Annotated in this window: 15 protein-coding genes; all 15 read right to left on the bottom strand. The window is 63.8% G+C overall.

The annotated features are described in order from the left end of the window. Nucleotides 1-69: 69 nt before the first annotated feature. Complete coding sequence (locus tag BI347_RS04380) at nucleotides 70-408, bottom strand: flagellar protein FliT (protein WP_139166971.1); 339 nt, start codon at nucleotides 406-408, stop codon at nucleotides 70-72. Nucleotides 409-416: 8 nt separating this feature from the next. Next, nucleotides 417-839: a flagellar export chaperone FliS gene (gene fliS, locus BI347_RS04375; protein ID WP_239690819.1), complete on the bottom strand. Its 423-nt coding sequence runs from the start codon at nucleotides 837-839 to the stop codon at nucleotides 417-419. Nucleotides 840-907: 68 nt separating this feature from the next. Beyond that, a complete protein-coding gene (fliD, locus tag BI347_RS04370) occupies nucleotides 908-2269 on the bottom strand; it encodes a flagellar filament capping protein FliD (RefSeq protein ID WP_071115385.1) in 1362 nt (453 codons plus the stop codon). A gap of 38 nt (nucleotides 2270-2307) precedes the next feature. Beyond that, the gene (locus tag BI347_RS04365; protein ID WP_071113116.1) at nucleotides 2308-2730 is read right to left on the bottom strand and encodes a flagellar protein FlaG; all 423 of its coding nucleotides are present in this window, start codon (nucleotides 2728-2730) and stop codon (nucleotides 2308-2310) included. A gap of 73 nt (nucleotides 2731-2803) precedes the next feature. Further along, the gene (locus tag BI347_RS04360) at nucleotides 2804-3652 is read right to left on the bottom strand and encodes a flagellin N-terminal helical domain-containing protein (RefSeq protein WP_071115384.1); all 849 of its coding nucleotides are present in this window, start codon (nucleotides 3650-3652) and stop codon (nucleotides 2804-2806) included. A 219-nt stretch (nucleotides 3653-3871) separates the two neighbouring features. Next, complete coding sequence (locus BI347_RS04355) at nucleotides 3872-4720, bottom strand: flagellin N-terminal helical domain-containing protein (protein WP_071113118.1); 849 nt, start codon at nucleotides 4718-4720, stop codon at nucleotides 3872-3874. A 174-nt stretch (nucleotides 4721-4894) separates the two neighbouring features. Next, on the bottom strand, nucleotides 4895-9637 hold the full coding sequence (locus BI347_RS04350) for a glycosyltransferase (RefSeq protein ID WP_071115383.1): 4743 nt from the start codon (nucleotides 9635-9637) through the stop codon (nucleotides 4895-4897). A 21-nt stretch (nucleotides 9638-9658) separates the two neighbouring features. Further along, nucleotides 9659-10693, bottom strand: a complete 1035-nt coding sequence (locus BI347_RS04345; RefSeq protein WP_158020732.1) for an NAD-dependent epimerase/dehydratase family protein — start codon at nucleotides 10691-10693, stop codon at nucleotides 9659-9661. A gap of 38 nt (nucleotides 10694-10731) precedes the next feature. Continuing rightward, the gene (locus BI347_RS04340) at nucleotides 10732-11895 is read right to left on the bottom strand and encodes a class I SAM-dependent methyltransferase (RefSeq protein ID WP_083338694.1); all 1164 of its coding nucleotides are present in this window, start codon (nucleotides 11893-11895) and stop codon (nucleotides 10732-10734) included. Continuing rightward, complete coding sequence (locus BI347_RS04335) at nucleotides 11888-12772, bottom strand: class I SAM-dependent methyltransferase (RefSeq protein WP_071115381.1); 885 nt, start codon at nucleotides 12770-12772, stop codon at nucleotides 11888-11890. Before BI347_RS04335 ends, BI347_RS04340 begins: the two co-directional genes overlap by 8 nt. 67 nt (nucleotides 12773-12839) lie before the next feature. Beyond that, nucleotides 12840-13652 (bottom strand): SDR family oxidoreductase, encoded by an 813-nt coding sequence (locus BI347_RS04330; RefSeq protein WP_071114468.1) that lies wholly within the window; start codon nucleotides 13650-13652, stop codon nucleotides 12840-12842. A 51-nt stretch (nucleotides 13653-13703) separates the two neighbouring features. After that, the gene (locus BI347_RS04325; RefSeq protein WP_071114467.1) at nucleotides 13704-14453 is read right to left on the bottom strand and encodes an SDR family NAD(P)-dependent oxidoreductase; all 750 of its coding nucleotides are present in this window, start codon (nucleotides 14451-14453) and stop codon (nucleotides 13704-13706) included. Then, nucleotides 14443-15282, bottom strand: a complete 840-nt coding sequence (locus BI347_RS04320) for a sugar phosphate isomerase/epimerase family protein (protein ID WP_071114463.1) — start codon at nucleotides 15280-15282, stop codon at nucleotides 14443-14445. The genes BI347_RS04325 and BI347_RS04320 overlap by 11 nt, the downstream gene beginning before the upstream one ends. Further along, entirely contained in the window at nucleotides 15282-16022 is a 741-nt protein-coding gene (locus BI347_RS04315; protein ID WP_071115380.1) for an SDR family NAD(P)-dependent oxidoreductase, read from the bottom strand. Before BI347_RS04315 ends, BI347_RS04320 begins: the two co-directional genes overlap by 1 nt. Next, a complete protein-coding gene (locus BI347_RS04310; RefSeq protein ID WP_083338693.1) occupies nucleotides 16015-17820 on the bottom strand; it encodes a thiamine pyrophosphate-binding protein in 1806 nt (601 codons plus the stop codon). The genes BI347_RS04315 and BI347_RS04310 overlap by 8 nt, the downstream gene beginning before the upstream one ends. Nucleotides 17821-17836 lie beyond the last annotated feature (16 nt).

The raw sequence follows: 17836 nt of genomic DNA, 5'->3' as shown, positions 1-17836 counted from the left end.
CACCACCCGATACTCAGTTCCGGCCTGGTCCGCCCCCTGTCGATCCAGCATTGGCAAACCAGTCAGCCCTTACAGCTTGTACTGGCGGTTCAACTTGGAGCTTTGACGCAGCGCCTGCAACTCGTGCTTGAGCTGCTCCGCCCAGCCAGCCATCTGCTGCTGGATCTGTCCGCGCAAAGCCAGCACCCGGCGCAGGGTGTCGCGCTGTTCAGCATTCAGGCTTTGGCGCTCGCCGGCTTCGAGCCTTTTCAACAACTGCTGGGTGTAGGCTTCCTGCCGGCGATACAACTCGACGAAGCGCCGCCGTTCATGGTTCCTTGCCACCTCCAGCGTCTGTTGAGCCAACGGTTCCAAAGAGTTGATCAGTTCAGCCAAACCGCCTTCGGTCATTGCAAATTGCTGCTCCATGGCGACCTTCAGGCTCCAGGCTGGCCGTTGGCGCTCTGCGGCTTCATACCATTGTCCTTATCGACCTGCTGCCACGCCGGAAGAATGGTTTCCAGCAGGCCCCGGACTTCCGCCAGCATATCCTTGTCGTTCTTCAGGCTGGCCTTGGCCAGACGCAACTTCATGTACAGGTACAGGTCATTCAGATTGACCGCGGCCTCGGAAGCCAGATCCAGATCCAGCGCCACCCGCAAGCCTTCCAGGATGTCCACGGCCTTGGAAATCATCCGCGCCTTTTCGTCGAAGCGGCCGGCATCAATGGCAACGCTTGCCGAATTGATCGCCTTGATCGCCCCTTCATACAGCATCACGACGATACCAACCGGGCTGGCCCCATAAACCGCAGTCTTCAAAGCATCATTGGCATATGCCTGATTGAACTGCTTGAGCATTCGTGAATTCAGCATGGGTCACCATCATTTCTAAAGCCACCGAACGGCTGGTGCCGCCCGGCGTGATTTTACCTGGAAATCAGGCTGAGCAGGCTGTTTGACCCCGCCTGCATCTGCGCGAGGGTTTTATTTAACGCCGTGTACTGCTGCAACAACTGGGTCTGCTTCGAGTCCAGCCGGGCCTGCAGCGAACTTTGCAACTGCGTCTCCGTGCTGACCCGGCTCTTGATCGTGGCCTTGCTGGTTTCTATCAGGCCTGTTGGCCCCAACATGGCGTTGATCTCCTGGTTGAAACGCTGGGCAAAGCCTGTATTGGCGGCGTTGCCGAACAGGTTGGTCACCGCCTGCTTATCTTTCTTCAACGCATCGTTGAAGGCGGTTTGATCCAACTTCAGCGTGCCGTCCTTCTGCAAGGAGATGCCGGCTTGCGACAGGAAAGCCACCGAGTTGACCGGATCGGCGCCCGCCACCGGGGTCGACAGCACCTGCTGCAGTCTGGTTTGGATATCCAGTATCGATGAATTACCCTTCATGGTGCCGCTGCGCGCCGCCTTGACGTCGCTCACCACCTGGTTGTACGCATCGACAAACGCTTGCAGGCCCTTGCCTACGCCGGCGCTGTCAGGCGACAGCGACACGGTGAAGCTGCCTGCCTTGTAAAGATCAATTTCCACCCCGGGAATCGCGTCGGACACCTTGTTGCTGCCCGCGGTAATGGCCACGCCATTCACGGTCAGGCTGGCATTCTGGGCATTCTGCGACTCCTTGGCGCCGTTGTCGCTCTGCGTCAATCCCGCCAGCGAGGAGCCCGCGGTCGAATGCGAATCCTGACCGCCGCCGGTAATGGTGAACTGGTTGTCGGTGCCGGAATCCACCGAGGCCAGCACCAGCTTGTACTGGCCGCCGTTCTGCACGATGGTGGCGTTCAGACCGATGCCCGCGGCATTGATCTTGTCGTTGATCGTCTGCAGGCTCACCGCGTCGCCCGGCTTATCGCGCAGCTTGACGGTCTGGGCCTTTCCGTTGATCTGGAAAGTCAGCTGGTCGGGCGCGCCGCTGATGGCCGTTTTGGGATCGGCGATGTTCTGCCCGCCGGCCTGGTCGAACACCAGTTGCCGGTTGGTCGCCAGATTGTTCACCGCCACCTGGTAGGTGCCGGAATTGCCACCGCTGGTGGTGGAGACCGCCGCCATCGATGAATCGCTGACGGTCGCCTTGAACACCTGCAGGAAACGGCCGGACGACAAGGATGTCATCGCGGTCTGCAAGGCGGACAAGGACGAATTCAGCTTGCCGACGGTGCTGAGCTGCGTATTGTACTGGTCAGACCTGTTGAGGCTGGCATTCAGCGGTTGTCTTTCGATCATCATCAGCTGGCTGACGATGCCCTGTACATCCAATGCACCCACGGAACTGGTAATGGCTGTCATGTTATGCCCATGTTATAGCCGCATCGGGACAGTCGTAATCAGGCTTTGTCCTTCAGCAAAAGTCCTTTGAAATCGCCTATCGCCTTGGCGATACGCAACGCTTCTTCAGACGGAATCTGGCGAATCACTTGGTTGTTGGACTTGTCGATCACCTTGACCACGGTGGCTCCGGTGTCCTTATCAACCGAAAACTGCAGCGAGCTATTGTACAGCGACGCCGCGTTGTTCAACTGGCTCACCGAATCTTGCAATTGCTTGGGATCGGTTTGCTGCTTCTGCGCATCGGCAGACGACTGTTGCTGCTGGCTCTGCCCAGCCGCAGCCACAGCCTGAGTCGAATCAGCCAAAACCGGCTGACTCTGATCACTAGAAGACGCTTGCGCCAATTCAACCTGTTGCTGACGCGGCACCGGGCTAGTCGCAACCGTGGAGGCTGGCGACAAAATGGAAGGGATTTGCATGATCACGCTCCTAATGGCTGCAACTCCGGCTGCCCAACCGGAGTTGCAGACTGGCTATACCATCAGTCTATACTTACTGCAGCAGTGTCAAGGCTGCTTGGGGCAGTGCGTTGGCCTGTTTCAGAATCGAGGCGCCCGCTTGTTGCAGGATCTGGTTCTGTGTCAGATTAGCCGTTTCCGATGCAAAGTCCACATCCACGATACGACTGTTGGCTGCGGTCAGGTTTTGCACGTAGTTTTGCAGGTTGGACACTACGGCGTCAAACCGGTTCTGCACCGCGCCGAAAGTCGACCGCACCGTGGAAATTTCCCCGATGTCCGCATCCAGCGACGACAGTATCGCCGACGCGCCGGACTGGGTCGTGATATTGATCGTACCCGTTGCGCTCAGAGACGAGTTGTAGCTGCAGAGCACGCCGGCCGAGGTCAGGTCGACCGAGGAGATCGATACCTGGTTGTTGGCCGCGCCGGACGAACCCACCTGGAAAGTCAGCGTGGAGCCGCCGGACAACAGGCTGGTGCCGTTGAACTGCGTCGTCTGAACGATACGCGAAATTTCCTGCGTCAGCTGGTCCACTTCGTTCTGCAGCTGCGAACGGTTAGTGTTGCTGACCGAGCCGTTGGAGGACTGCACCGCGATTTCGCGGATACGTTGCAGGTTGTTGGCGATCTGGCCCAACGCGCCTTCAGCGGTCTGCCCTACGGAAATACCGTCGTTGGCATTGTTGATCGCCTGGTTGTTACCATTGATGGCAGACGTCAACGTCTGCGAAATGGCCAGACCGGCGGCGTCGTCCTTGGCGCTGTTGATGCGCAAACCGGAAGACAGGCGTTCCAAAGACTGGGACAGGGAACTCTGCGAATTGTTGAGGTTAATCTGTGCTTGCAGCGACGATATATTAGTGTTGACGGTAATGGCCATGATGACTCTCCTGATACTCAGTGTGGGCAAAGAGGCTTGCTTACACTGCATATCGGCCAGTCCATTCCGAACTTTACGGTCAAAGTGTGAATTTTCACATTTTGCAATCCGTCAGCCAGCGCCCCGCCTCACATCATTTCATCGCCATCGCCTTTTCCCAATCGTCATTCGTTGCGCGGCCGCGCCGCCGCCCTAGCAGACGGCGACGCGGCAAGATCCTTACTGCAGCAGCGTCAGCGCCGCCTGCGGCAGGGAGTTGGCCTGCTTCAGGATGGAGCTGCCGGCCTGTTGCAGGATCTGGTTCTTGGTCAGGTTGGCGGTTTCCGACGCGAAGTCGACGTCCATGATGCGGCTATTGGCCGCGGTCAGGTTCTGCGTGTAGTTCTGCAAATTGGAAACCACCGCGTCGAAACGGTTCTGCACCGCGCCGAACGTGGAACGCACGTTGGAGATGCTGGCGATGTCGGCATCCAGCGACGACAGCACCGCCGAAGCGCCGGACTGGGTAGTGACGTTGATGGTGCCGGTATTGGTCAGGCTGGAGTTATAGGCGTTAAGCGAGCCGGCCTTGCTCAGGTCGGTCGCCGACACCGAAACCTGGTTGTCGCTGGAACCGGACGAACCCACCTGGAAAGTCAGCGTGGCGCCGCCGGACAGCAGGTTGGTGCCGTTGAACTGGGTGGTCTGAACGGTGCGCGAAATTTCCTGCGTCAGCTGGTCCACTTCGTTCTGCAGCTGCGAACGGTTGGTGTTGCTGACCGAGCCGTTGGACGCCTGCACCGCGATTTCGCGGATGCGCTGCAGGTTGTTGGCGATCTGGCCCAGCGCGCCTTCAGCGGTCTGGCCGACAGAGATGCCGTCGTTGGCGTTCTTGATCGCCTGGTTGTTGCCGCGGATCGCCGAGGTCAGCGTCTGCGAAATGGCCAGGCCGGCGGCGTCATCCTTGGCGCTGTTGACGCGCAGGCCCGACGACAGGCGCTGCAACGATTGCGACAACGAGTTGCTGGAGCTGTTCAGGTTGATCTGCGCCTGCAACGACGATAAGTTGGTATTAACGGTAATTGCCATGTTTTTCCCCTAGATGGCCAAACCGGCCGAATGATTGACTAGCTGCTTAGCCAACAGATCGGCCATTCGCGGGGAACTTGTATGAAAATGGCACTATTACCAAAAAAATGCGCGCATCCGCCATGGCAATAAAAAATGGCCCCGCAGGGCCATTTCATCGAAACAAGGCTGTCCTCAGCCGTGCAGCACGCGGAACCAGTCCTCGTGATGCTCCTCCAGCCAGTAATGCTGGCGTACCCAGGCGTTAAGCGCATCGCCTTCGGCCTCGGCGGCATCCAGATCGTAGATCCTGGCGCGAATCGCCTCTACCCAGGCGGTCGCCTGGTTGGACACCCGGCAGACCGGCGCGGCGTTGGTCTGGTAGGGGAAGATGTCCGAACACACCACCGGCCATCCCAGCGCGCCGTACTCCAACAGCCTCAGATTGCTCTTCGCCTCGTTGAAGCTGTTCACCTCCAGCGGTGCCACCGCCAGATCCAGATTCAGCGTCGCAATCGCCGGCGCATACTCGCCAAACGGCACCGCGTGGTGCATCTCGGCGACAAAGGGGCGGAACTGCGGCAGGCACATGCCCATGAATACCCACTCCACCTCCTCGTGCGTCTGCAGGATCACCTCGTACAGCAGCTCCAAGTCGCCGCGGTGCTGGCCGGCGCCGATCCAGCCCACCCGGGGCTTCTTGCCCGCCCGGCGCTGCGAGCTCAGCTTGCCCCAAATGGTCTTGCGCAGGCGGTTGGGCGCCACCACCACCTCGCCGACCATGCCGGCGGTCAGTTCGGCCAGCGGCTCGGTCGACACCACCGCGGCATCGCACAGCTTCAGCACCCGACGCAGGCGCTGCTTGGCGTCGGGATAATGGCGCTTCCAGTGGTCGTACAGATTGCTCTTCTCCGGCGTGCCGCCGACCAGGTCGTCCAGGCCGAACACCACCCGCATGCCCGGCAGGTATTCGCGGAAGGCGGACACCGAATCGTAGATGTAGTCGCTGATGCCGGTATGCAGCAACAGGGTGTCCGGCGCCTGCCGCGCCAGCTCGATGATGGAGGGAATGCCGACCGACGGCTGATGGATCTCGCCATCCAGCCTGCCCTTCTCCTGCAACACCGACAAGGGCTGGCTCAGCCGGTATTCGCCGCTGCCGCCGGGAACCGGCATACCCAGCACCCGTTTGCGTCCCGGCAGTTGCGGGTCCCAGGCGACGACGCGCTGCGCCTCGATGTCGACCCGCTTGCTGCGCAGCGACAGATGGCGGTTGAATCCGGGATCGCGCGCCAGCACCGGCATCCAGCGGGCCAGCATCGCCTCCATTTCCTCGCGCTCGCGCACCGCGGCCTCCAGCGCATGGCGCGGGTCGGTGGTGACCCGGCCTATACTCTTGGCGTGGTGGTGGTAGAGCACGACGAAGGGATTGTAGACATTGCGCAGGCCGCCGGCCTGGATCTTCAGGCAGAGGTCGACATCATTGAAGCAGACCTTGAACTGCTGCTCGTCCATGCCGCCGACCGCGTCGTAGATCTGCTTTTCCAGCAGCAGGCAGGCGGCGGTCACCGCTGAGTAGTTCTGCATCGTCAGGCTACGATTCTGATAGCCCCCCTGCATGAAGTCCTGACCCTCGAACACGTGATCGGCGACCGAGAACATGCCGCCCGGCATGCCCAGCACGATGCCGGCGTGCTGCACCTTGCCCACCTCCGGGTACAGCAGGCGGGCGCCGACCGCGCCGACGCCCGGCTGCTGGGCGGTGGCCAACATGCGCTCAAGCCAGCTCTCCAGCACCACCTCGGTATCGTTGTTCAGCAACAGCAGGTATTCGCCGTGCGCCGCCCTGGCGCCCAGATTGCACTGCGCCGAGAAGTTGAACGGCGCGTCGTAGTCGAGCACCTGCACCCGGCCCGGATAGCGCGCGCTGATCTGCTGGTAATACTCGAAGGTTTCCGGCTGTTCGGAACGGTTGTCGACGATCAGCACCTCGAAGTTCTGGTAGCCGGTCAGGCCGAACAGGCTTTCCAGGCAGGGTTCCAGGTATTCGAGCTTGTCGCGGGTCGGAATCACGATGGACACCAGCGGCTGGGCCAGCAGCTGGTATTCGTAATGGTAGGTGCCGAACACCAGTCCCTCGCCGACCTTGACCGGCAAGCCGCCGCGGGCAGCATGGTTTTCCAGCGCGATCTGGCGCGACGCCTGTCCCAGCTGGTCCAGTTTGGGGTCGACCCAGGGCAGCGATATCAGCATATCGTCGACATGGCCAATGCAGCCGTCGCCCAACTGTTCGTACAAGCGCAGCAGCGCATCATAGCAATGCGCCTGCGGATAGGCCTGGAAGCCGCCTATCATCGACAGCTTGATCGTCGAAAACGCCACCGCCTGGCCGATGTAATCCATCGAGCGCAGGTAGTCGATCGAGAAGTCGGGACGGAAAGCGGGGCGGAAACGCTCGCCCATCGGCGAAATGATGTCGCTGTCGGAATAGATCGCCGCCCACTCGGGATGGGTGTGGATCGCTTCGCCCAGGCGCACCAGCGCGTGCGGCTGCAACTGAAAGCCGGCCGGCAGCAGCATCGTCCATTCCGCCGGAATGTCGGCGATGACGCCATTGATCACCGTGGTCACCGCCTGGTCGTCGTCCAGGCTGTCCAGCTGTACCCAGCCCAATTGATCGCTGTTCGTGAAGATCGGGTCCGGCACCGAGCTGTCCGACACCACGATCAGGCGCCAACTGCGGTACAGCTGCCGCTCCATCGCCGCGAAGCTTTCCGCCAGCCGCTCCAGGCTGCCGGCCGGCGCCAGCGCGATCAGATTGAACATCGGCCGCTGGCTCCAGGCCAGCATCATCCGTTCGGCCAACTGCTCGGCATGCACTTCGCGCAGATTGTGCTGCTTCACCCAGCGGCGGTACACCCCCAGCGCTTCCATGTCCGACTCCACCGTGGTGCGGGTGGTGATGCGGCCGAGTTCGACCGGCGCCTCGGGACGCAGATGCTCGGGCAACCGTTCGGCCAGACTCTGGAACAGCTCGCCGACGCGGTGTTCCAGCAGCCGGTGCTCGACAATGTGCCGGCGCGCCGCCGCGACGCGCTGCTCGCGCAGCTGAGGCTTGTCTATCAGCTCACTCAGCGCGTCGATCCAGGCCTGCTCGGTATTCTCCACCACCGTGGCCAGACCGCTGTCCTTCAACCAGGCGTAGGGCTCCACATCGGACACCACCGCCGCCGCGCCGACCACCGAATACTCCAGCCATTTCAGGTCGGACTTGCAGTCGTTGAACTCGCTGGCCAGCAGCGGAGCGATGCCGATGTCGATGCGCAGCTCGGCCAGATCCCGCAGGTAATCGTTGTAGCTGACGAAGTCGGACACCTGACGCGCGTCCTTGACGCCGACGAAGCCCGGCGGCACCTCGCCCCAGAACACGAAGCGCACCTGGCCGGCGTATTCGCCATAGATGCGTTGCAAGGCGGCGGACAGCATCGCCATGTCCTTATCGTGGGTACTGGTGCCGGCGAAGCCGATGGTGATCTTGCCCTGGCGCGGCAAAGGCTCGACCAGGCGCTCGCTGGCGAGCAGGTTGGGGAAGACCAGAACCTTGTCGTTATACGGCCTGACCTTCTCGGCCAGCGCCTCGGTGGTCACCGTCACCAACGCGCATTGCGGCAGCAGCCATTCGATGCCTTCGAACGACGGCTGGCACAGATTGTGCATCGCATGCTGCTCCGGCATGCCCAGCAGCCAGTCGTCCAGCTCGTAGACGATGGGCTTGCCCGAGGCGATCATCTCGTTCAGCACCGGACGGTATTCCGGGAAGGGAAACACCCGTTGCACGATGAACAGGTCCATCTGCTCGACGAACTCGTTGTCCGACTTGAACGGATACTGGCCGTCGAACATATAGGAAGACTGATACTTGAAGTGATGGCAGTCGAACACCGGCTCCATCAGCCCCAGCGCGTCGCCCAGCCGCAGCTTGTAGCAGGCGGTGTCGAGGTTGTCGCGCGTCAGCACGCCGATGCGCGGCTTGCGCGGCGTGGTGCGTTCGATGCGCAATTGTTCCGCCTTCTCGACGGCGGCCCGCTGCGTCACCTCGATGAAATGGTCCAGCGCCGGCCAAAAGGCCTCGGCCTGTTTCTCCAACTGTTCGCGCAGCAACGGCATCGTCTGCCTGGCGCGCTCGATCTCGTCCGGGGCGGTGCCCCAGGCGACGCCGAACGATCCGGTCTCCTCCTGGCAGAAGGCGCTCTGCGCCCACTCGCCGGGCATCACCACGCCTACGCAGCCGCACAACACCGCCTCGGCCGCCAGCGCCGACACCTCGCCGGAATAGAAATACTCGCAGCTCTGGAACAGGTCGGCCAGCGCCTCCCAGCTGTCCGGATACTGCTGGGTAATTTCCACCGCGTCGGGCGGCAGCAATGCCGGATCGATCAAGGCCTGGCGCTTGCGTCCCTGATAGTAGCAAACCTTGCCCGGCACCCGTTTGGCCGGATCTTCCGGCGGACGGAAAATCGATAGATCGACAGGGGGCAGGAACAGCAACTGATCCTTGGGCATTCCCTCCTGCACCAGGCCGGAGCCATAGGCGAACAATATGTCCTGGCTGCCATAGGAGCCGCCGCCCAGAAAACCGGGCCGATTCAGCAGATAACGCACCACCACCCTGCCGCGCATGGGATTGCCGCTCACCACCTCCGGATAGATGATGATGGGCTCGATGTGGTTCGCCTTGTAGTAGTCGAACTGCTCTTCGTTCAAGAACGGCGTGCGCAAGTCGGGATTGCACTCGCGCGTGGTGATGTAGGCCTCCTGCCCGGACCGGTTCAAGGCATCGCACAGCATGTGCATGACCCGCACCCCGGCCGAATTGCGCCGATAGTCGGGAGCCATGATGTAATAAGGATGGGGACGTTTACTATAGAGCGTTCGCATGGTTTCCCTATCTACTGTTTTTTACGTGTGGTCCGGCCGGTAATACCGGGCGGTAAGCGCAATCAGGTCCGGCAATGGCGTCCAGACCTGCAGGTCCATCTCTTCGCGCGCCTTGCTGATATCGGGAACATAATAACCGCTGGCGCTGCTGGCCACCGCCTGCCCTTGCACATGCAGGGCCAATGAGGGATTCAGTTGCTGCCTGATCTGCTCGACCAGTTCAACTATGCTGACTTCCTGGTCCGAACCGACATTATATGCCGCGCCATCTCGCCCGCACTGCAGCAGTTGCAACAGCCAAAAGGCCAGATCCGGGTAGGCCAGGAAGGAACGCACCTGCCGCCCGTCGCCGCGAATGACGATATCATCGCCGGCGAGCGCGCTGCCGAGAAAATTGCCGAAGGCGAAATGGGCGTCTAACGGCATGTCCGGGCCGGCGAAAGCGAAACAGCGGGCGGAAACCACCTGCAGGCCGAACTGCTGGCGATACAGCGTGCCCAACAGCTCCACCGCCCGCTTTCCCTCGCCATATTCCGAAGGCGGCTGCAGCGGGTCGGGCCCCATCGCGCAGTCTTCTCGGATCGGCTGCGTGAACGGGTTCTTGCCGTATACCGCGCCGGACCCCACCAGCAGCACCCGGCAGCCGGGCAGCCGGGCGGCCTGGTCGAACACCCGCCGGGCGCCCTGGTAGTTCAGGTCCCAGCTCTCCAGCGGCGACAGGCTGCTGGCATGGCTCTCGCCGGAGCCGTGGATCACCAGGCGGACATCGTCCGGTATCAACAGCTTGCGGACATCGCCGCTCTGCCACCCCAGCCAGTCTTCGTTGCGCCATTCCGGATACCGATCCAGAAACGCAGCGGGGTCGCGGCTCAGCACCGTCACCCGGAACCGCGCGCCGCCGCGGCGCCAGTGCCGCAACGCGCGCAACAGCGCGCGGCCGATGATGCCGGTGCCGCCGGTGATCAACAGATGACCACTCTCCAGGCCACGCCAGCCGACCTTGCAGGACAGCCCGTCATACCATTCATCGAGCAGACGGCGCTGATGGCTTGCCAAATCAGAAACCACTCGTGCTCACTTCCAATAACGGTTGATCATATAATCTGCACATTCTTGATTCCGGCTTGCCGCAGCCGGACAGCGACCTCTTCCGCAGCCCAGGACAACGTCACCATGTAGCAGGCGTCGGGGAGTCGGCTCACCGCGTCTTCCAAACTGTAAAAACGGTATTCTTTGGCATGCTCGCTTTGCGCCAGCTCGCGCCAACGCGCATCGACCACGCCGGCCAACTCCAACTCCGCCAACGGCCCTCCAGCCATTCGCGCTCGGAAGAAATTGTCTCCAAAGCCATACGCCACCACCGCGCCGGACTGCGGATGCTGCGCTCGCCATTGCCTGGCCCGCGCCTTTTCCTGCGCGAAATAGCGCTCCAGAGCCAGCGGCAGGTCGTCATCGCCAACCATGCCGGGCGGCTCCGGCGAAGCATCGAAGCCGGCGATCAGGTAAATGGCCGGATAATCGCCGCCATCCTTGTAGTGGAAACTCTGCCTGCCGCTCCGCAGCGCCTTTCCCCCCCATCTGCCCAAAACCTTGGCCAGAGAGGTTGGCGTGAAATGATTCACATGCAGCCGATCCACATAGTACATATACTCGCGCCGCGGGCAGTCGGCGTAGCGCAAGGCGTCGGGCACCTCCACATACAGCACCGCGCCCGGCGACATGATCGCCGGCAGACTGGCCATGCTGTCGATATCGACGACATGCTCCAGCACGTGCGACATGATGACCACGTCGAAGCTGCCCGGCAGCTCGGCCAACTCGCGAAACATGGGCACCCCATCGATCTGCTGGTAGTGGCCGGCGATCACCGGATCGCAGCCGACATAGCTGTGCTGGGGAAATTCGGCCTGCATCGTCCGCAACAGCCCCGCCCGCCCGCAGCCCAGGTCCAGAATCCGCAACGGGCCGGGAGTATCGACAAACTCTCGCAGCGCATCGATCTGGGCAAGGTAGCGGATGCGCTCCCGCTCCGAGATGCCATTCTCGCCGGACAACTGGTCGTTGCAGACCGCCGCATAATAATCGAGATAGGCGGACGGCTGCCTGGGGCTGACAAAAGCAAACTGACATGCAGGGCAACAGCCGATGGCGACCTCCCGGGGCAAAGCCATCCGCTTGGATAAGGTCAGTTCCAGCATCACCGCCGCTGCGTCCCGACATAGCGGACAAGACGCTTCGCGCAAGAGATATTCACCCATTCCCCGCTCCTCCGCCGACAAGGCGGCACAGCACACCGACCACCTGCAGATTCGGCCGCGCCTCGTCTATGACCAGGGTGGCGCTGGCTAGCGCCGCCAAGCCGCACCGCGCCAGCAAGCGCTGCAGCGACGGCCGGGTGAAAAAGTTGATGTGCTCGTGCCAATGATGCTTGTTCCGCGCGGCGTCCATCCCCTCGCCAAAGCGCATGAACAATTGCTCAGCCGGCACTTCCAGATACAGATGGGTCCCGCCGTCCATGTAACGGCAAACCTCCCGCAGCAGGCGCTCCGGGTCCGGATCGTGCTCCAGCACATTGCTCAGCACGATCAGATCGTAGGCGCCGCGCCGCAACTCGTCCCGGCTTAGTCTTCTCGCGCCATCCACCACCTCGCAGCCGGAAATGTCATAGACAAACACCTCGGCGCGGTGGCGGAACGGGCTGTTGATTCCGGTGTCGCCACCGTAGTCGAGCACGGTGGCTATCCCCGGCGCCACGCCGCCGATGAAATCCTCGACCTTATCGACATACCCCATGCCGTCCAGCAGGCCGGCATTGCGTTGCGCGTAACCCGGCTCGTAGTGGTCGCGCAGCGCCACATACTCGTCGCCGCGGTAGTCGCGGTACAGATTGGCCATCGCCTCGCCATCAAAACGCATGTCGAGAAAAACGAAATGGCAATCCCTGCAATACAACGTATTACAGACCGAATAGGCGATGCCGGTCTGCAGATGCGCCATCTGCCAGTCTTCGGCGATCCTGACCGGCTGCCAACCCAGCGCCCGGTGGGCGACAAAAGGCATCAAAACCGCCGGGAACGCGCTGAGCTGCTCCCCGCCGCAGCACAAGCAGCGATCGGCAATATGGATCGAAGCCATAAAACTCCCAAGCGAAACCTACACTCCTCCAGCCGCTGCAGAAACCGCGGCCCCCTGGCCTGGACGGCTACCAGACGCTGCGGCCGCCGTCCATCACCAGGTTCTGGCCGGTCATGTAGCTGGATGCGTCCGAGCACAGGAACAGCACCGCGCCCTGGTATTCGTCGCGCTCCGCCATCCGCCCCAGCGGGATCAGCCGGGACAGCTTCGCCACGAACTCGTCCGGCTGCTGATTGAAAACGCCGCCCGGCGACAGCGCGTTGACCCTGACGCCGGCCTCCGCCCAATACGTCGCCAAATAACGGGTCAGGCCTATCAGGCCGGTCTTGATCACCGAATAGGTCACCGGCTTCACCGGCTGCCTGTCGTCCGGCAATCCATCCTTGCGGTAGAGGCGCTGGTCCGGCGCGAACACCGATAGATCGGAGGCGATGTTGAGGATGGTTCCGCCGCCGTTCGCAGCCATCCAGCCGCCGAAATGCTTGCTGCACAGAAACGCGCCGCTCAGACCGACCGCCAGTTCGCGGTCCCACTGCTGCGGCGAGAAATTCTCCAGCCGCGACGGCTCCTGCAGCCCCACCTTGCCGACCTTGGGGTCGATCGCGGCGTTGTTGATCAGGATATCGACCCGGCCGCCACGCGCCAGCACCTGCTCGACGGCGGCGGCGACCGACGCTTCCGAAGTCACGTCCAGCGCCAGCGGCAACGCCTGCTCGCCCAGTTCGGCGCAAGCCGCCGCCAGCGCCCGCTCGTCTATATCCGCCAGGAACACCTGGCAACCGACCTCGATCAGCGCCTGCGCGTGGCGCACGCCCAGCAGACCGGCGCCACCTGTCACCACCGCAACTTTGCCGGCCAAATTGAATTTATCGTAGCTCATCAGCCATCCCGCCTCCGGCGCAAGCACGGCGCCGGTTCAGTATTTTCATCATCACGCGCGCAACTGCCCGCCGTCGACCACCACCACGCTGCCAGTGGTGAACGACGCACGGGCGGAGCACAGGAACGCCGCGGTATCGGCGATCTCGCGATCGCTGCCCAGCCGCGCCAGCGCCACTTCGCGCTCCAGCATCTGCCGCACCGCAGCCTCGTCCTGCGCCAGCTTGCCCTCCCAGACCGAGCCGGAAAACAGCACATTGCCCGGCGCCAGCGCGTTCAGCCGTATGCCGTCAGCGGCCAGCACCCGCGCCGCGCCGCGCACATAGCTGTCCAGCGCCGCCTTGGCCGCCGAATAGGCCAGCGGCGCGCCCAAGGCGGCTTGGCCGCAGATCGAGGAAACGCACAGCATGGCGCCGCCGGTCCTGGCCATCAGCGGCCTGGCGGCCTGGATCGCATTGACCGCGGCCATCAGGTTGAGATTGAGCATACGCAGCCACTCGGCGCCATCCTCCCGCCCCGGCGGCAAGGAGCGGCCGCTGCCGACATTGCACACCAGCACGTCCAGACGACCGTAGCGCTGCTCGACGGTTTCGAACAGCCGCGCGCAATCGGCGGCGTCCGTCACGTCGGCCGCCAGGCTGTCGCAGCCCAGCGCCGCGGCGGCTTCGGCCAACCGCAGCGGTTCCCGGCCGTTGAGCACCACCTCGCAGCCCTCGGCGCGCAGCGCGCCGGCGATGGCCCGGCCTATCCCGCGCGACGATCCGGTCACCAGCGCGCGCTTGCCCGCCAGTTCAAGATCCACGCGCCCGCTCCCAGCCATCGACGACAAAGCGGCGATAATCCGACAAGACTTCGGCATGGCGGCCATCGTCCGCTCTGGCCGTCTGCAGGATCAGGTTGCCGCCGTAGCCCAGCGCCCGCAGGCCGGCGAACACCGCCGCAAAATCGGCGTCGCCGCTGCCCAAGGGCACGGTGCTGCCGCCGCGGACCCGGTCCTTGACATGGACATTGACGATGCGCCGCCCATAGGCGGCGAACTCTTCGCGGGGATCGAAACCCAGGCTGGCGCTGTTGCCGATGTCGTAGTTGACGCCGAAGCACGGCTCCGGCAGGCGCGCCATCAGCCGGGCGTAATCGTCCGGCGCCAGATCGGTTTCAAAAACCACCGCCACTCCGCTCCGCGCCAGCGCGCCGGCCCGCTGCCGCAGCGACTCGGTCAACAGATCCCACTGGCCGGGGGTCTCCAGGCTGCCGTTGTCCACCAGCGGCACCACCAGGTAACGGACGCCGATGGCGGCGCATGCCGCCGCCACGTCGTCGAACTCCTGCAGCAAGGCCCGCCGCGCTTCGCCGTCGGCCTTCCAGAACGGCGCCTGCATGAAGCAATCTCCAGTCATGGAGTCGATGGCGAGCCGGTGAAGCCGGCACAACCCGGCGATCTCGGCCCGGCCTTCCGCCGTCATGCACGGATTGCGCCGCAGATCCTGATGGTCCAGCGTCCACTCCATCACCGGGAAGCCGTGCTCGGCCGCCCGCTCGAACTCCAGCCGCCAATCGCGCCAGGGAAACGCCTGTATCTTCCCGTCTACCTTGTCGACCAGCCGCCCCTGCATGAATCCTATGGTGTTCATCACAATCCCTTGGCGCTCCAGCCGCCGTCTACGATCAAATCGCTGCCGGTGACGTAGCTGCTGGCGTCCGACGCCAGGAAAGCCGCCGCGCCGATCAGCTCCTCCACCCGCCCCCAGCGCCCCAGCATGGTGCGCCCGGCGCGCGCGGCGCGCTTGTCGGGGTCCTGATAGCTCTGCTCGGTCATCTCGGTGCGGAAATAGCCCGGCAGCAGCGAGTTGACCCGGACGCCGGACGGCCCCAGATCCAACGCCAGCGACTTGCTCATCATCCGCAGACCGCCCTTGGCGGCGACATAGCCGGGGTTGCCCGGAAACGCCTGCAGCGCGCCTATGCTGGCCACCGTGACGATGGAGCCGCCGCCGGCCGCCGCCATCCGCAAACCCACCGAGCGGCAAGCGCGGTAGGCGGCCACCAGGTTAACGCTCAGCGTTTGCTCGAACTGCTCCACGCCCTGCAGGCCATCGCCGGCCGGCACCGTGATGCCGGCCACGTGGATATAGGCGTCGATCGCGCCATGGCCGGCGCATATCCGCTCCAGCAAGGCCTCGAGCGCCGCGCCATCATTCAGATCGCAGCAATGGTATTGGAAACCCTCGACCGCTACCGCGGCGGTGCGGCCGAAGCCGACGACTGCCGCGCCCTGCCGCGCCAGCCCCTCGGCCAGCGCGAGGCCGATGCCGCGCGACGCGCCGGCCACCACCACGCAACGGCCCTGCAGCGAAAACAGCGGATCAGCCATTGCCCAGGCTCTCCTCCAGCAAGGGAATGTGCATATTGCTTTGCAGTTCCTCGCGGGGCAGGAAGGGGAACAGATCCTCCAGCGGCGACGACACGATCTTGCCGTTCTCCGCCACCCGGCTGGCGACGCGGGGAACGCGCGGCTCCTCCGGCAGGATGCTGACGTCGCACAGCACCGGTCCGTCACAGTCCAGCACGGCGCTCAGGCCATAGTGCAGCTCGTCCTCGTTGCGTATCGCCACATACGGCAGGCCGTAGGCGCGCGCCAGGCTGGCCAGATCGGGCAGTTGCAGGCCGCTGCGGGCGTCGGCGCCCAGCTGGCGCTGGAAATAGTTCTGCTGCGAGGTGCGGATCGACGCGTAGCCGGAGTTGTTGATGATGAACAGCTTGACCGGCAGCTTCTGGCTGGCCAGCGTCGCCAGCTCCTGCACATTCATCTGCAGGCCGCCGTCGCCTTCCACGCAAATGGTGCGCCGCCGCCCGGAGGCCAGGCAGGCGCCGACCGCGGCCGGCAGGCCGAAGCCCATCGAGCCGGTGCCGCGGTTGTGGAAGCAGCGCTGGCCGTCCTTCAGCCTCAGTGCCAGCAGGAACAGCTCGGCGGCGAAGCCGGAGCTGGCCGGCGCGATCACGTCGCGCCCGTCCATCCGCTCCGACAGCACATCGCTGAAGCGGTACAGGCTGAGCGGCCCCTCGGCACGGTAATGCTCGGGCAGCAGCAGCGGATAACTGGCCTTCCAGCCCGCGATCCGCGCCAGCCAGACCTGCCATTTCCCGGATGCGCCGCCGTCTTGCCGCCGCTGCAGCTCGCGGATGAAATCGCCGGCGTCGGCCGCCAGCGGCAGCGCGATCTCCATCTGCAGCTTGTCGATTTCAGCCGGATCGATGTCCACCACCACCTTGACCGCGCCGCGGGCGAAGCGGCTGTGCGCGTAAGCGGTCATCGCCATGTCCAGCCGCGCGCCCAGCACCAGCACGAAGTCGGCGTTCTGCAGGGCGAAGTTGGCCCAGCGCGGCGCGATGGAGCCGGGCCGGCCGGCATAAAGGGGATGGTCGTCCTCGATCAGGTCCATGCCCAGCCACGTGGTCAGCACCGGCACCTGCAGCGTCTGGTAGAGCTCGCGGAAGGCATCGGCGGCACCGGCCATGCGGATGCCGTGTCCGGCGATGATCACCGGGCGCTCGGCCCTGGCCAGCAGTTGCAGCGCTTGACTAGCCGCGGCGGCCAGGTCAGGCGCCTCCTCCGGCGCCGGCGGCTGCCAGCGGGCCAGTTGCTCAGGCTCCACCTGGACCGACTGCACGTCCAGCGGCACGTCCAGCCACACCGGGCCGCGCCGCCCGCTCAGCGCCGCGTGCTCCAGTTGGTCGAACACCGCCGCCACTTGTTCCGGCTCGGTCAGCGTCACCGCCATCTTGGTGATGGACGACACCATGGACACGATATCGGCTTCCTGCACGCCCAGCATGCGCAGGCCGCTGTCGCCCTTCAGGTCGCTGCTCTTGACCTGGCCCGACAGAAAGAACACCGGGGTGGAGTCCAGCCAGGCGCCCAGGGTGCCGGTGATCGCATTGGTGGCGCCGGGGCCGCTGGTGACCAGGCAGGCCGATGGCCCACCGCTGAGCTTGGCCGCAGCTTCCGCCGCGATGGCGCACGCCTGCTCATGCAGGCACAGCACCGGCTCCAGCTCCGGCCGGATGGCCAGCGCGTCGTTCAGGTGCATGGCGCCGCCGCCGGGCAGAAAAAAGACCTGCTTCACTTGCAGCGCCGCCAGGCGCTGCATGATGTAATCCGCTACTCGCATTTCGCTTCCACTCGCT

This window comes from Chromobacterium sphagni (assembly GCF_001855575.1).
GTDB classification, from domain to species: domain Bacteria; phylum Pseudomonadota; class Gammaproteobacteria; order Burkholderiales; family Chromobacteriaceae; genus Chromobacterium; species Chromobacterium sphagni.
Note: the sequence above shows the minus strand (reverse complement) of the source record. Positions and strands in the feature narration are given on the sequence as shown.